The sequence below is a fragment of the Bordetella flabilis genome (assembly GCF_001676725.1).
GTDB lineage: Bacteria > Pseudomonadota > Gammaproteobacteria > Burkholderiales > Burkholderiaceae_B > Bordetella_C > Bordetella_C flabilis.
On sequence record NZ_CP016172.1, the window covers coordinates 712,168 to 726,802 of the forward strand.

Here is a 14,635-nt window from a genome sequence, read left to right on the forward strand (position 1 = left end):
TCTCCTTCTACATGCGGATATGGGCGTCCTGTATGACCTGCCGCCACTTCGCGGTGTCGTCTCTGATGATGCGCGCGTAGTCGTCGGGGGTATCGGCAATCGGGATGGCGCCCAGGTCTTGCACCTGTTTGCGCACCGCGGGGTCGCCGAATGCCTGCGCCACGGCGTCGCGTATGCGCTTGACGACCGGCGCGGGCGTGCCGGCGGGCGCCAGCAGGCCGAACCAGGAGTCGACGGCGTAACCCTTGAGCCCGGCTTGCTCCATGGTGGGAACGCCAGGCAGCATGGGCGAAGGCGTGGTCGTGGTGACCGCCAGCGCGCGCACCGCGCCCGACTTGATCTGGCCGATCGCCGAGGGCAGGTTGTCGTACATGAGCTGCACTTGCCCGCCCAGCAGATCGGTCATGGCCGGCGCGGAGCCTTTGTAGGGCACATGGCGTATGTCGACACCGGCCAGGCGATTGAACAGCTCGCCCGACAAATGAGGCGTGCCGCCCACGCTGGTCGAGGCAAAGTTCAAGGTGCCCGGCTGTGCCTTCGCATGCGCGATTACTTCGCGCACGCTGCCGAAACCCTGGCCGGCCCTGACCAGCAGCACGTTGGGCGAATTGGCCACCAGCGTTACCGGCGCGAAGTCGCGGGCCGGGTCGTAAGGCATCTGGCTGTAGATGAACTGATTGGTCACCTGCGTGCCCACCGTTCCCATGACCAGCGTGTAGCCGTCGGGCCGCGAACGCGCGACCACCGCGGCGCCGATGTTGCCGCCGGCGCCGGGGCGGTTCTCGACCACCACATTCTGGTGCAGCCGGCTGCTCGTTTCGCGCGCGACCAGGCGTGCCAGCAGATCCGTGGTGCCGCCCGGCGGGAACGGCACGACCAGCGTGATCGGCTGCTGCGGCCAGGCATCGGCCGGGCCTGCGCCTGCGCAGGCCGGAGCAGCCATCGCCATCGCCATCGCCAGAACAAGTAGCGGTATCTTCTTCATGGTTGCTTGTCTCCAGGCATGCGGCGCGTGTTGTGGGCGAATTCCACCAGGGCATCCAGGGCGACCGCGCCTTCGCCGCGCGGGCCCAGCAGCACAGGATTGATGTCGATGGATTGCAGTTGCGCGGGCGCGTGCAGCGCGTACTGCGCGAGCCGCACGGCCATGCGGGCCAGCGCATCGACGTCGGCGGGCGGCTCGCCGCGCACCCCGCGCAACACGGGGCCTATGCGCAGCGCGTGTATTTTGTGCGCGGCCTCCTCTACGCTGAAGGGGGGAAGCAGCACCGCCACGTCGCCCAGGGCCTCGACGTACTTGCCGCCGCTTCCCAGCATGATTACCGGGCCGAACACCGGATCCCTGTGCATGCCCAGCGCGCACTCGTGCAAGCCCGAGTGCATCCGGGCGACGATCCAGGCCGCGTCGCGCACGCCCAGCGACTGCAGCGTGCGCGCCTGCGCCTGGACCGCCGCGCGTATGGAATGTTCGTCATCCAGCCCCAAGGCCACCAGGCCGTGCTCCGATTTGTGCGGGATGGCGGCGGAGCAGGCTTTCAGCGCAATCGGGCCGTCCAATTCGCGCCAGGCGGCCACGGCCTCGTGCGCGCCGGCGCATACCCGATGGCGCACCACCGGCAGCCCTTGTGCCTGCAGCAGGGCAAGACTGTCCGCTTCCGAGAGCACGCCGGACTGAACGGCAGCCGCCGGAAGACCGGACAGGCCGGGCTTGGACTCATGCGCGCGCGTCGCACCGGCAGTTGCCGAGCCGGCGGCCATGCGCGGTTCGCCTCGTTCATGGTCGCCGGCCGCAGCCGGGCGGCGGCTTGTCCCGGGCCATCCGGCCTCCGGACGCGCATGCAGCCGCGCCAGCCGGGCCAGGCCGGCCAGCGCGCCAATAGCGTGCTGTTCGTCGGCATACACGGCCAGGCCCGCATCGCGGAAGGCCGCCGCCACGGCATCCTGCCAAGCCACCACCGCCACGGGTTTCTCTGCTGCTCGGGCGAATGTGGCCGTGTCGGCGGCAAACGCCTGCACGTCGTAGCCGCGCCCTGCCACCGGAATGTCGATCAGGAACATGTCCGCCGCCGGATCCTGGCCGATGACCGGCAGCACATGGCCGAACAGGCCGTTGTTCGAAAGCAGGGCGGCAGTAATGTCCACGGGATTGCTGGTGGTGGCGAAGCCGGGCAGCCGGCGCATCAGTTCGGCCTGCGTTTCCTCGCGCAGCTGGGCGACCTCCAGCCCATGCTCCACGGCTGCATCGGACGCCAGCACGCAACTGGCGCCGGAGTTGCTGACGGCAACCAGGCGCCTGCCGCGCGGCAGGGGGCCCTTGAGCGCCAGCTCGGCGTAGCGCGCCATTTCATGCGGGTCGCGGGCGCGAAGGATGCCGTGGCGCTCCATGAAAGCCTCCACGGTGCGGTCTTCGCTGGCCAACGCGCCCGTGTGCGAGGCGGCGGCGCGCTGGCCTTCTGCCGTGCGGCCCGCCTTGACCGCGATCAGCGGCACGCCGCGCTCGCGCGCCAGGGCAGCCGCCTGTGTCAGCGGACCCGCATCCTGCAGCGATTCGAGGTAGAGCAGCACCACGCGTATTTCCGGATCCTGCAGCACCGCGCAGGCCAGCTCCGCGACGGTGACGTCGGCTTCGTTGCCGGTGGCATGCACATGACGCACGCCTATGCCACGCTGCCGCAACAGGCCATACACCATGGCGCTCATGCCGCCGCTCTGGCTCAATACGGCCACGGGTCCGTCGGCGGGCGCCATCTCCATGAACATGGTGGAAAAGCAGGCGACGGCGCCGTTGCCGAAGTTGGCCAGGCCCTGCGAATTGGGACCCACGATGCGCATGCCGGCGGCGCGCGCCCGCGCGGTCATCGCGTCCTGCAGCGCGCGTCCCGCGGCGCCCGTTTCCGAGAAGCCCGCGGCGATGACGATGGCCGCGCCCACCCCTTTCTCGATGCAGGCGTCCACCGCTTGCACCGCCATGTCGCCCGCCACGGCGACGATGGCCGCATCGGGCGCCTCCGGCAGGTCGGCCAGCGTGGGCCAGGTACGTTCGCCCTGCACTTCGGCGCGCTGCGGATTGATGGGATAGATCTTGCCGGCATAACCGTGGCGCCGCATGTAGAAAATGGGGCGGCCGCCGATCTTGTCGGGGTTGTCCGATGCGCCCACGATGGCGATCGACGCCGGATCCAGCAGGCAGTTCAGCCCGCGTTGTGCTGAAGTCATGAATGCTCCGTAAGAGGCCGTAGAGGGCTCGCAGGCCGGCGCGCCCCGGCAGGCTCAATTGACCGTGGCGCCCGAGGTTTTCACCACGTTTGCCCATTTGGCGACTTCCTTGTCGACGAAGCCGGCGTAGTCCTGCGGAGCCATCCATTGCGCGGTAAATCCCTGCGCGGCGAATTTCTCTTTCACTTCCGGCCGCGCCAGCACGTCCTGCAAGGCCTCGCTGATGGACTTCAGCACCCCGGGCGGGGTGCCGGCCGGCGCCATCAGGCCATTCCATGCGGTCGCCTCGTAGCCGGGCAGGCCCGATTCGGCGATGGTAGGCAGATCGGGCGCCGCCTCCGACCGTTTGGCGCTGGTGACTGCCAGGCCTTTCAACTTGCCGGCCTTCACATAAGGCAGCGACGACAGCATGGTGTCGAAGATCAGATCGTCCTGGCCGCTCATGACATCGGTCAGCGCGGGGGCGCTGCCGCGATAAGGCACATGCACCATCTTCGTTCCCGCCATGCTGTTGAAAAGTTCGGCGGCCAGGTGCGTGGACTGGCCGTTGCCCGATGAGGCGAACGTCAGCTTTCCAGCCTTGGCGAGCGCAATCAGTTCCTTCACATTGTTGGCCGGAAGGGTGGGGCGCACTGATAGCAACAGCGGACCGGAAGTAAGCAGGGAGATGGGCGCGAAGCTCTTGCGCACGTCGTAATTCAGGTTATGGAAAAGCGACATGTTGATGGCGTGCGCCGTGGTGGCGACAAGCAGGGTGTAGCCGTCGGGCGCGGCCTTGGCGACCATATCGGCGCCGATGTTGCCGCCCGCGCCGGACCGGTTATCGACGATCACGTTCTGGCCCAGCTTCTGGGTCAGGCCTTGCGCGACGACGCGCGCCACGATGTCGGTGGGTCCACCCGCCGGATACGGCACGACCAGCGTGATAGGGTGATCGGGCCAGTCCGCAGCGGCGGCAGTGGTGGCGGCCGTCAGGCCGAACGCGGCCAGCAGGGGCCGCCACATCGCGAAGATGCGCATGGTTGTCTTCCTCCTTTATTGCTTGTTGTGGTGCGTGGACGCGGTATGCGGCACACGCCTGTAGCCGCCCTCAGGCCGGCCCTGCAGCCGGAGGAGGGCGCGGCGAGAAGCGCAGCAACGTCCTTCCTCCAATCTCCACTGGCGCGCCGGTCACCCGGTCGCCGATACTCGCCGGGTCTTGTGCATGCGCCATCAGCACCGGCCCTTCATCCAGGCGCACCAACACCAGCGTGTAGGGCACGTGCGCGCGCCAGAAGCTGTCCGGCGCGCGCATCACTTTGCTGATCGCAGTGACGACGCCCGCGCCGCGGGCGCGTATCCACTGCAGTTCGGTGCCGCCGCACGATGCGCAGGCGTAAGGGCGCAGCGTCCAGCATGCGCCGCAGCCGGTGCAGCGCTGGATGTCCAGGGGATGGCGCGATGGGCTCACTGGTGTACCCTCCTGTCGCTGCGCGACGCCTCCCCGAGGGAGGGCAGCGCGCCCTTCGGGCGGCCGCGCGGGCCCGCTCATGCATGCTCCTCGGCGCGGCGCAGCACCAGGCTGACGTGGGAAGACAACACGCCGCCGTCGGCGTGCACCAGGGCGCAGCGGCGCGGCGAGACCTGGCGACCGCCTGCGCGGCCGGCCAATTGCAGCCAGGCTTCGGCGATGTGCGCCATGCCCCCCGCCACGCCGGAGTGCCCAAAGGAAAGCAGGCCGCCGTGCGTGTTCAATGGCAACCTGCCATGTGCATCGAAATCGCCGCGCCGCGCGGCGTCGCCCGCTTTTCCGCGCGGCACGAAGCCCAGCTCTTCGAGCAGCATCACGAGTGTGATGGTGAAGGAGTCGTAGATTCCCAGGTAATCGATTTCTTCACGCCTGGCGCCCGCCTGCTGCAACGCGCGTGCGCAGGCGCGGGCGGCGCCGGTGTCATCCAGGTCGCGCAGCGCGGACAGGTGCTGGTGCCGATGGGCCTGGCCGGCGCCGTCGATGGTGACCGGGCCTTCGTCCGCGCCCACCAGCACGGCGACCGCGCCATCCGAGATGGGGCAGCAGTCCAGCAAGCGCAGCGGCGACGCGATGGGCTTGGAGTCCAGCACCTGCTGCAGTGTTATAGGTTCGGCCAGGTGCGCGTGAGGATGCGTGCTGGCGTTGCGCCTCATCAGCACCGCGTATTCCGCCAGGTCTTCGCTGCGCAGGCCCGTGCGGGCCATGTAGGCGGACGCCAGCAGCGCGTAATAGGCGGGTACGCAGGCGCCGTTGGGTAGTTCGGTATCGGGCTCGCCGACCTGTGCCAGGGTTTGTATGGAGGTATCGACAGCCTGTCCCGTAAAGCGGTTTTCGCCGGCGACTACCAGCACTCGACGGCATCGGCCCGAGCGCACCAGATCGCTTGCCAGCATCACCATCGCGGCGCCAGTGGCCCCTCCCATCTGCATCGAGTGGGCATACTCGGGTTCGATGCCCAGTTTTTCGCTCAGCAGTGTGGCCAGCATCAGATGCGGAAACGTTGTTGCGTACCCGCACAGCACGCCGTCCATATCGCTGCGCGCCACGCCGGCATCGGCCAGGACGGTGTTGGCTGCCTCGGCCATCAGATCCAGGGCCGATGCGCCTTCGCGGCGGCCAAAGCGGGTGGTGGCGGCGGCTTGCAGGTACGCGGTTTCGCTCATCGGTCAGTCTCCCGGCATCCAGGCGTGTTCGATTTCTTGCGCCTGCGCGGCCAGGGCGGCGGCCAGTTCGCTTTCCCGGCCCTCGATCCGTTCATTCAAGGCGGCGATGCTCAGGGCGGCGATCGGGTGGCCGGTGGGGCCGCGCACCGCCACACCCAGCCCGCCCATTTTCTCGACCACCACGTCCAGTAGCATGGCGTGACCCAGCGCGCGTGCCCGGGCGAGTTCCTGGTCCAGGCGTTGCAGGGGATAGCGTGGATACTTCTGCGCCATGCGGGCATGCACCAGAGGCATGACGGCCGCTGTCTCCAGGGCGTCCAGACCAGCCAGCAAGGCCAGGCTGCCGGCGCCCACTCCCAATGGCCGCCGGCTACCGATATCCAGGTAGTTCGCGCGTATCGGGTAGTCGCCAAAGCAGATATCGAGGCACACGGATTGCCAGCCGATCGGCACCGAGAGAATGGCCGTGTCTCCGAATTGCCGCGACAGGCGGATCAGCGCGGGCCGGGCAAGCGCGCGCATGTCGAGCCGGTCGACCATGGCGTGATGCATGGCGTATACCTGCGGACCCAGCACGTACTGTTTGGTTTGCGGGTCTCGCTCCACGAAACCTTCGCCTTCCAGTTCCTTCAGGATGCGCAGTGCCGTTGATACGTCGATCTGCGCATGCAGCGCGATTTCCGTCAGCCGGTTGACGCGGGGATCCGTCAGCGCGCTTAGTACGCGGCAGGTTTTCTGGGTGGCGGAGGCGGAATTGGCGAGCGGTGACGGCATCGGGCGATCAGGCAAGCAGTGGCGCATTGAAGATAGGTCTGCCGCGCCGGCACGGTAAAGTTGCGTCGCAGCAAAATTTCGTCAGATGAAAGTCGCGCTTTCCATTGTCGCGCCCAAGGCAAGCGGGCCGCCTGGGCGTGATGATGGGAGTTTTCGGCCGGTCTTCCCATCTTCCGCATGGCGCCCGTTTGCCGCCGCCAGGGCGTCAGAAGACGGGCCGCCGCAACATCTGGCCGGCCAACAGCGCCGGATGTAGGCCGCCGCATCGGCCTGGCGTCGGCGTGCTCGCAGTCGTGCGCAGGAGGCTGATCAATATTCGGGCGCTGCCTCAGGTGCTGTACCCCCTGACCGCGAACGGCGCGATCACTCGATCATGGCGCCGCTGGCCGACCTACATGCTTCGCTATCTTTCCCGATAAGCACACCTCGCGTTCATGGCCACGTCGGGTTGATAGTCAGGCCTGGCGACCTTGTCACTCGACGTCCAGCGAAACGATACGTCCGCCTTCCGCCTGCAAGCGCGAAAGATACGTGGCGTGATCGATAACCTGGAACGGAAAATATAAACCTGTCGGAGTGGCCGCATTGCCGTCCAGGCCCGCCAGCCGCTCCAGAATCATGCTGACGCCGAGAGCGGTCAGGTGGGCCGCGCCGCGCGGATGCACGACCGCATGGCGGGTGCGTAGCGCAAGACCATCGTGGCCCTTACCTGCCAGTTCGATGATGATTTCCGTGGATTTTGGTTCGCCGCGACGCCGAGACGAACTGATTCCGCTTGCGATGTTGAACTGCACGTTCGACGCTCCCGTTGCGGCCGCCAGGCCGGCGACATCGATAGACGAGAAGCCCGTCCCTCGCATCGTGGTGCCATCGACCGCACGGAATTCGGCCTTGGCCTCGTCTTTGCCGCGCCACAGATAGCGGCCATCCCGACGTGTCAGCGCGTCCGGCAGCATTCGGTTCAGCCGCTCAAAATCCTCGGCGACCGCGGGGCCGCCTCCATCCTGATCATCGACGAGCGCACCGATCGTGATGTCGTCAAGCTGCGCAAAGGCCTTCGCGCACGAAAACGTGGCAACGGTCGTGGCGCCCACCAGCCACTCGTAGCCCAGCACGATCGCCGAGGCGTCTGGCGCCAGCATGTAGGCCGCGACTTCGGGGGCGATTTCATAGATGCCGGAAGAAATGCCCAGGTGAGGCAGGCCGCGACGTTGCGCGTAGCGCAGGCCGGCCAATCGATCGTCAGCGTAGAACACCGCCACAGCGGCTACCGGACGATCACCCAGACCCAGGTCGTCTGCGCCGGGGTCGATCGCCACCCCTTCGGCGTTACGCAAGTCGCCAGCCGCTTTAGCGCATTTCCCTGCATCGCGCCCGCCGATCAGCAGCGGCACATCAGGATGCACGGCGCGCAGTGCGCCGGCGCTCAGGCGGCCGATAGCGCCTGTACCACCCATCAACAGAATAGGTTTCGTCATCAAGGTACGTACCTCCGGGTGTTGGCCATGGCGCGGACGGCTGCACGTTTCGTGCGCTTTTCTTGCAGGCAATGTCGGAGCCGCCCCGACACGTTGCAAGCGTTAGCTATAGCTGATGCAAGAGATGACCGCGCATATCATGAAATACACTGCGCTTGGCGAGCAGGTCATCCCCAGCACGGTCAGCCTGCCGTGGCGGGAACCGGGGTGTTAAGCAACTGCTGTTCCCACAGATATGCGATGCCGCTGCCGGCGGCATGCTGGACCAGGATGTCGGTCAGCCCGGCGGCCGTATCGGCGCGCGCCCAGTCGCGTTGCCACTCGGCGGCCACTGCCATCCACGTCATCAGATTCACGCCGGCCGCTGTCATGCGCTGGAGGGCAACTTCGTGCGCCTCGACCGACACGCCGCCCGATGCATCGGTGACGACCGTCACATCCCAGCCTTCGCCCGCCGCCTGGATCGCCGGCATCGCGACGCAAATCTCGGTCCACAGCCCAGCGATGATCAACTGCTTGCGGCCCGTGGCTTTGGCCGCGTCGACCACTTTCTTGTCTTCCCACGTGTTGATGAACGTGCGGTCTATGACTTCCTGGCCCGGAAACACATCGGTGATCTGGGGAAAGATAAGGCCGCCGCGGGCCGCGATCACGCTCGTCAGAATCGTCGGCACGCCGAAGACCTTGGCGGCCTTTGCCAACGCCGTCGAATTGTTGACCACGGCATGCGGATCGTGGCTGTTCAGGTTGGTGAGCTGATAAGGCTGGTGGTCGATCAGGACGAGTACCGAATCCTCTGGACGTAGAAGCGAATCGAGGCCATTGCGAAAAGTCATTAGCGATCCCTGGTTTGCTGTGGTTTGTGGAAATTGCATCGCGGGTTGCGTTGCAAGTCACTTTCCGGAAAAACGCGCGTAGTCGGCGACGCAGCCCGGATTCAGCATTATGTTTTCGCCGATCCTGATGCGGTAGTTCCGTTCCAGGGCGAGCTGTGTCGCGCCATCAGGAACATCGTCGGCGCGCGCTGCTGTCCGATTCGATGCTGGCTACGTAGTGCTATCCTGCGGCGAACTGCGTCGCAAAACGGGGAGCAACGCAAAGTGGATATCGAAGAACTTCAGACCTTCATCGAAGTCGCCGATGCGGGCGGCGTGTCGCCCGCCGCGCTTCGGCTGGGCGTTTCCAAGTCGATCGTCAGCCGCCGGTTGCTGCGGTTGGAAACGGAACTTGGCGTCCAGTTGCTGGTGCGGACGACACGCGGGGCGGCGCTTACCGAGGCCGGGGCGATTTTCCGGGACCACGCGGCCAGGGCTTGCGCCGAAATCGACATGGCCCGGGAAACGATCGATCCGGCTGGCGAGCTGCAAGGCCGGTTGCGAGTCTCCGTTCCCGTGTCGTTCGGCCTGACGCATTTCGCGCCGGTGGTCGCGGAGCTGGCGCGGCGCCACCCCAAGCTTCATGTCCAGACCTGCTACAGCGATCGCTTCGTCGATCTCATCGCCGAGGGTTACGACTGTGCGATACGCGTTGGCTATCTGCAGGACTCCAACCTGATCGCAAGACGTGTCGGCCCCATCCACGGCAAGCTGCTCGCCAGCCCCGGCTACATCCAGGCGCATGGCGCGCCCGAAACGCCAGACCAACTCGCCGCGCATGAGGCCCTCATGCAGGGCACCGAGACCTGGCAGTTCATGAATGGCAACGAGACCATCGCAGTTCGTCCGCAAGGGCGCTTCAAGGCCGACAACGGCGCGGCCTTGGTCGCCGCCGCAATGGCAGGACTCGGGATCGCTTATCTGCCCGATTGCCTTACCCACGACTATGTGGCCGCCGGCGCGCTGGTGGCCATCATGACCGGTTATCCTCCGCCACCGGCCGGGGCCTACGTGGTTCGCCCGCCGGGCCAGCACCCCGCACGAAAGATACGGGTCTTGACGGACCTGTTGATCGAACATTTCGGGCAGTCGCCGCATTTTGCGGGGGTCGATGCGGGGTGATTGCATCGCGATGGACGCCCCGTACGTTCGCGACGCTGATTGCCTGGATCTTCCAACTTCTCTTGCGCGCCGAGTCAATTGAGGCGTTGGGCATCTTCACGAAGTGATCCGGCCCACTGGATGGCGTCGGCACCTGCCGGGATATGCATGGGCACCGACGGATCCGTCGCCGCGCGCCACACCGCTTCCGCAACGTCCTTCGCCCGCGTGCCGACGCCCGCTGACGCAGTCATGCGCTCCATGGCCTGCTTCATGAATTCGCCGTACACATCGTCGTCAATTCCCCGCAAACGGGTTCGGGCGGTGTCGCGAAAGCGGGTTTCGGCAGAAGATCCGGGCAGTACGATCCGGACACGCACGCCGAACTGCTCGACCTCGTTCGCCAGCGACTCGGTGAACGCATTCACGGCCGCCTTGGATGCCCGGTACACCCCCACGAGCGGCAAGGGCTTGTACGTCACCCCCGAAGTCACGTTCACGATCACGCCAGACCCGCGCGCGCGCATTTGCGGCAATACCGCTTGCGTGACCGCGATGGTACCGAAAGTATTGGTCTCGAAGAGCGCACGTACCGTTTCCATAGTCGTAAGCTCGAATGGCGCGGGTGCGGCAAAGCCGGCGTTGTTCACCAGCACGTCAACCCGGCCGGCGGCGTCGATGGCCTTTCGGATGCCTTCCGCATCGGTCACGTCGAGCTGCAGCACGCGCAAGCGTGGGGACGGCGGCAGCACGTCCTCGCGCGGTGATCGCATTGTGGCCACGACCTGCCAGCCGCGCTCGAGGAAGCAGCGTGCGGTTTCGAGGCCGAAGCCGGAAGAGCAGCCGGTAATCAGTACGGTATTCATGGACAGTCCTTGGTGTGTCGCGAAGGCATCCACGATACGTCGCCGAATCTGCACTCGCTACAATGCACCGTCCACGATTCATTCGCGACAGTCCAGCTCATGATAGATCCCCTCGCCGAAGTCGTGGCGCTCCTGCAGCCGGCCGCCCGCTTCTCCAAGCATGTCGTGGGCGCGGGTCCATGGAAGATCCGGCGCTCGGACGCCGGACAACCCTTCTATTGCGTCGTCCTCGAAGGCGGATGCCAGCTTGCGCTCGACGGCAACGAACCCATCGTGCTGCAGTCCGGCGACTTCGTGCTCATTCCGGCAGCCTTCGGTGTCGCGATGTCCAGTCTGCAGCGGCCGGCCGATATGGAAGACTCCACGCCCGTCGCGCTGGGTGATGGCCGGTTCAGGATCGGCACGCAGGAGGGCCCGGCCGATCTTCGCGTCCTTGTGGGACATTGCAGCTTCGGCTCACCAGACGCGACCCTCCTGGTGTCACTGCTGCCGCAGCTCGTTCACGTTCGCGGCGAGCAGCGACTGGCGACGTTCGTGGAACTGGTGGGTGATGAGTCTCGCGCGAACCGGCCCGCGCGCGAAATCATGCTCACGCGGCTGCTGGAGGTGCTGCTCATCGAGGCGCTGCGATCGTCGGCCGGCACGGCAGCTTCCCCGGGTATTGTGCGCGGGCTCGCTGACGAACGTCTCGCAGCAGCGATCCGCGCAATGCACGGGCAGCCGGCGCGAGCATGGACGGTCGCGGAGTTGGCAAAGGAGGCTGCACTGTCGCGGTCGTCGTTCTTCGTCCGCTTCAGGCGCGGCGTAGGCCTGAAACCGATGGAGTACCTGCTAGCCTGGCGCATGGCGCTTGCGAAAGACCAACTTCAGCGTGGGGACGGAGTTCGCGTGGCCGAGATCGCCGAACGGGTAGGGTACAGCTCGGCCAGCACGTTCAGCGTCGCCTTCACCCGCCACGTCGGATGTCCGCCGACACAGTACGCGCGCGAGATGGCGGCTGCGGCACAGGAAGGCGTGCAGGATGAACCGCCCGAGTTGGCTCTTACCAGGCGATAAAACGCATTCGTGGGACACGGACATAGCGTCATGCGGCGATCAATTCCGCCACGCCTGAACCTGGGGCACAGGCGTATCCCCAGGCCGCGCAGGTGCTGGATGGGTCAATAGCTCGCGAAAGCTGCGGGGGAATTTTCGCCCGGTGGTTCACTTGGTACCTGATATTCAGATGAGGAGCAGGGCAGCGTGATCGTGAAGTAGTTGTTGCTTCGCGGCCGCTCGGCCGGCCACGGTTGAACAGCCGACCATTCAGATGCGTTCAGCCAGCGCGGACGCAAAAAACTCGGTTACCTGTCGCACCTTCGCCGAAATGAATTTCCGATTCGGCCAGATGAGGCTGACATCACGTGTTTCACCGATGAATTCGTCGAGCACAGTGACGACATCTGCGTTACGCAATTCAGCGGCTAAGGAGGCGCCATGAAACATGCCGATGCCGATACCTGCCTGCACGGCTGACAGGATTGTTTTGACGGAATTGGAAGAAAGATTTCCGCTCACCCGTACGCTGAATTTGCCGTGCGGGCCCTCGAACGCCCAGTGCTCCACGCCGTTGAAAATGATGCAGTTGTGGTGAGCCAGATATTCCGGCGTCATTGGCGTTCCATGCTGTTCGAAATAGCGGCGCGCCCCGACACACACCAATGAGGCGTTCGTCACGCGCCTTACCACAGCGTCGGGGCTATAGACGGGGCTGATCCGGATGGCCAGATCGACGCCCTCTGCCAGCAGGTCCTGGCACACCGTCCGCGAGATTGAGATCCAGTCTCAGCTTCGGATGTAGCGTCAGCAACTTCGGGATGAGGGAAAGGACGTGCAGCCGGCCGAACGTGGCGAAGTCGCGATCCTGACGAGCCCTGAAAGCTCAAGCGTGCTGTTCATCAGCTCGCCATCCGCCTGCGCCATTTCGTCGAGGAGAGGCTTCGTCCGCTCGTAGTATCTCCTTCCATGGTCGGTCAACGTGACGCTGCGCGTGCTGCGATTGAGCAACTGCACGCCAAGGTGCCTTTCAAGGACCCCGGTGAACGCGGGCGTGGCGGCCGCGAACCTCGGCGACCTGATCAAGCTGGCCAAGGACAAGCCCAACTCGATCAGCTTCGGAACGGCTGGCTTGGGCAGTTCGCCCTATCAAGGCATGGCGATCCTGCAGGAAGCGCAGGACATCCGGTTCCTGCACGTGCCATACAAGAGCGGCGCCGAGTCCGTGACCGGCGTGGTAGCCGGGCAGGTCGACATGACCTTCGAAGCGACGCCGCAAGTCGTGCCCTTCGTCGCTTCGCAGAAGCTGCGCGCGCTGGCGGTGGCCAATACGCAACGCCTGGCGAGCGCGCCGGACGTGCCCTCGACGACTGAACTCGGTTATCCGGGCATCGTGTCGGGATCGGTGGCCGGACTGATTGGCCCGACCGGCCTGCCGGCCGATGTCGTGAGCACGCTCAATGCGGCCGTGGCCAAGGTGGTGGTCGATCCCATATTCAAGGACACATTGCTCAAGCTGGGCACGGCCACCGCTTCGTCCTCGCCAGAGCAATTCCGGCGTCTGGTGGCGGAGGAAGACAAGCGCTGGTCCAAGATCCTGGCCGGCGCGAAGGAATAGTGACCGGTTGAGCCAGGCCCCCGCGGCTATCAACCCGCGGCGCTCCTTGCCCGGCCGACAGACACCCGCTACGGACAACCCCTTTCACTCTTCTCGAACCAGGAGACCGACATGGAAACCATGCAACTCAAAAAGGGCGAAATCGTCAGCGCTTCGCTCAAGAAAATGGAAAGCGACCTGCGCTCGGAAAAGATGCCGCTGCGCGAAGCGGTCGCCGAGACTTGCCGCATCCTCTTCGCGTTCGGGCACGACTCCGGCCTGTCCGGCCAGATCACCGCTCGCGCGGAGACGGCGGGCACCTACTGGACGCAGCGCCTCGGCCTGGGTTTCGATGAAATTACCAGCGACAACCTGCTGCTGGTCGACCAAGACCTCAACGTGCTGAAGGGCGAAGGGATGCCCAATCCGGCCAACCGCTTCCATTCCTGGCTGTATCGCGCGCGGCCGGACATCAACTGCATCGTGCACTCGCACGCGCCGCACGCATCCGCGCTGGCGATGCTGGAAGTGCCGTTGACCATCTCGCACATGGATACCTGCGTGCTGTATGACCAGGTCGCGTTCCTGGGCGAGTGGCCCGGCATTCCGGTGGGCAATGAGGAAGGCGAGATCATCAGCGGCGCGCTGGGGAACAAGAAGGCTATCCTGCTTTCGCACCACGGGCTGCTGGTGTGCGGCGCCAGCGTAGAAGAAGCCTGCGTGCTGGGCGTGATGTTCGAACGCGCAGCGCGGCTGCAATTGCTGGCGATGGCCGCGGGCGAGATCCAGCCGATTCCCCACGACCTGGGCGCGGAGGCGCAGAAGTGGGTCAGTACGCCGCGGCGGTACGAAGCCACGTTCGCCTACTACTCGCGGCGCGCGCGCCGGGAGCTTCCGGCGCTTTGAGTCGCAGCGGGCGCGCCCCGGCTGGATCAGCGCGCGCTCCGTGTTTACCAAAGCCGGCATCGAAGCGCGCCCCAGGGCGCCCTGGAAGAGGACCGGCGCCAAGGTCACCGACGA

At 65.7% G+C, this 14,635-nt stretch carries 14 protein-coding genes; 4 read left to right on the forward strand and 10 right to left on the reverse strand.

Annotated features, from left to right (window positions below):
* Positions 1-7: 7 nt before the first annotated feature.
* The 8 genes from BAU07_RS03165 to BAU07_RS03200 form a co-directional block, all read right to left on the reverse strand.
* Complete coding sequence (locus BAU07_RS03165; RefSeq protein ID WP_066654033.1) at positions 8-985, reverse strand: Bug family tripartite tricarboxylate transporter substrate binding protein; 978 nt, start codon at positions 983-985, stop codon at positions 8-10.
* A complete protein-coding gene (locus BAU07_RS03170) occupies positions 982-3,216 on the reverse strand; it encodes an acetate--CoA ligase family protein (RefSeq protein WP_066654035.1) in 2,235 nt (744 codons plus the stop codon). Before BAU07_RS03170 ends, BAU07_RS03165 begins: the two co-directional genes overlap by 4 nt.
* Positions 3,217-3,270: 54 nt before the next feature.
* Positions 3,271-4,236, reverse strand: a complete 966-nt coding sequence (locus BAU07_RS03175) for a tripartite tricarboxylate transporter substrate binding protein (protein WP_066654037.1) — start codon at positions 4,234-4,236, stop codon at positions 3,271-3,273.
* A gap of 70 nt (positions 4,237-4,306) precedes the next feature.
* On the reverse strand, positions 4,307-4,666 hold the full coding sequence (locus BAU07_RS03180; RefSeq protein WP_066654039.1) for a Zn-ribbon domain-containing OB-fold protein: 360 nt from the start codon (positions 4,664-4,666) through the stop codon (positions 4,307-4,309).
* A gap of 77 nt (positions 4,667-4,743) precedes the next feature.
* A complete protein-coding gene (locus BAU07_RS03185) occupies positions 4,744-5,889 on the reverse strand; it encodes a thiolase family protein (protein WP_066654041.1) in 1,146 nt (381 codons plus the stop codon).
* A 3-nt stretch (positions 5,890-5,892) separates the two neighbouring features.
* Positions 5,893-6,663 carry an IclR family transcriptional regulator gene (locus BAU07_RS03190; protein ID WP_066654043.1) on the reverse strand — a complete coding sequence of 257 codons (771 nt, stop codon included), beginning with the start codon at positions 6,661-6,663 and terminating at the stop codon, positions 5,893-5,895.
* A 473-nt stretch (positions 6,664-7,136) separates the two neighbouring features.
* On the reverse strand, positions 7,137-8,141 hold the full coding sequence (locus tag BAU07_RS03195; protein ID WP_066654045.1) for a saccharopine dehydrogenase: 1,005 nt from the start codon (positions 8,139-8,141) through the stop codon (positions 7,137-7,139).
* Between the two features lie 182 nt (positions 8,142-8,323).
* Positions 8,324-8,977 (reverse strand): hydrolase, encoded by a 654-nt coding sequence (locus BAU07_RS03200; protein ID WP_066654050.1) that lies wholly within the window; start codon positions 8,975-8,977, stop codon positions 8,324-8,326.
* Positions 8,978-9,001: 24 nt separating this feature from the next.
* Here BAU07_RS03200 and BAU07_RS03205 point away from each other — a divergent pair, with 24 nt between their 5' ends.
* Complete coding sequence (locus tag BAU07_RS03205; RefSeq protein ID WP_232338237.1) at positions 9,002-10,138, forward strand: LysR family transcriptional regulator; 1,137 nt, start codon at positions 9,002-9,004, stop codon at positions 10,136-10,138.
* A gap of 74 nt (positions 10,139-10,212) precedes the next feature.
* Here BAU07_RS03205 and BAU07_RS03210 read toward each other — a convergent pair whose 3' ends face one another.
* Positions 10,213-10,983 carry an SDR family oxidoreductase gene (locus BAU07_RS03210; protein WP_066664680.1) on the reverse strand — a complete coding sequence of 257 codons (771 nt, stop codon included), beginning with the start codon at positions 10,981-10,983 and terminating at the stop codon, positions 10,213-10,215.
* 99 nt (positions 10,984-11,082) lie between these two features.
* Between BAU07_RS03210 and BAU07_RS03215 the strand changes: the two genes are divergently transcribed.
* The gene (locus BAU07_RS03215; protein ID WP_066654053.1) at positions 11,083-12,039 is read left to right on the forward strand and encodes an AraC family transcriptional regulator; all 957 of its coding nucleotides are present in this window, start codon (positions 11,083-11,085) and stop codon (positions 12,037-12,039) included.
* 249 nt (positions 12,040-12,288) lie between these two features.
* On the opposite strand, the gene BAU07_RS27470 is transcribed toward BAU07_RS03215, so the two are convergent.
* Positions 12,289-12,783, reverse strand: a complete 495-nt coding sequence (locus BAU07_RS27470) for a substrate binding domain-containing protein (protein WP_232338238.1) — start codon at positions 12,781-12,783, stop codon at positions 12,289-12,291.
* A 289-nt stretch (positions 12,784-13,072) separates the two neighbouring features.
* On the opposite strand from BAU07_RS27470, the gene BAU07_RS03225 reads away from it, so the two are divergent.
* On the forward strand, positions 13,073-13,636 hold the full coding sequence (locus BAU07_RS03225) for a tripartite tricarboxylate transporter substrate binding protein (protein WP_415830464.1): 564 nt from the start codon (positions 13,073-13,075) through the stop codon (positions 13,634-13,636).
* Between the two features lie 111 nt (positions 13,637-13,747).
* The gene (locus tag BAU07_RS03230) at positions 13,748-14,521 is read left to right on the forward strand and encodes an aldolase (RefSeq protein WP_066654056.1); all 774 of its coding nucleotides are present in this window, start codon (positions 13,748-13,750) and stop codon (positions 14,519-14,521) included.
* Positions 14,522-14,635: the final 114 nt, after the last annotated feature.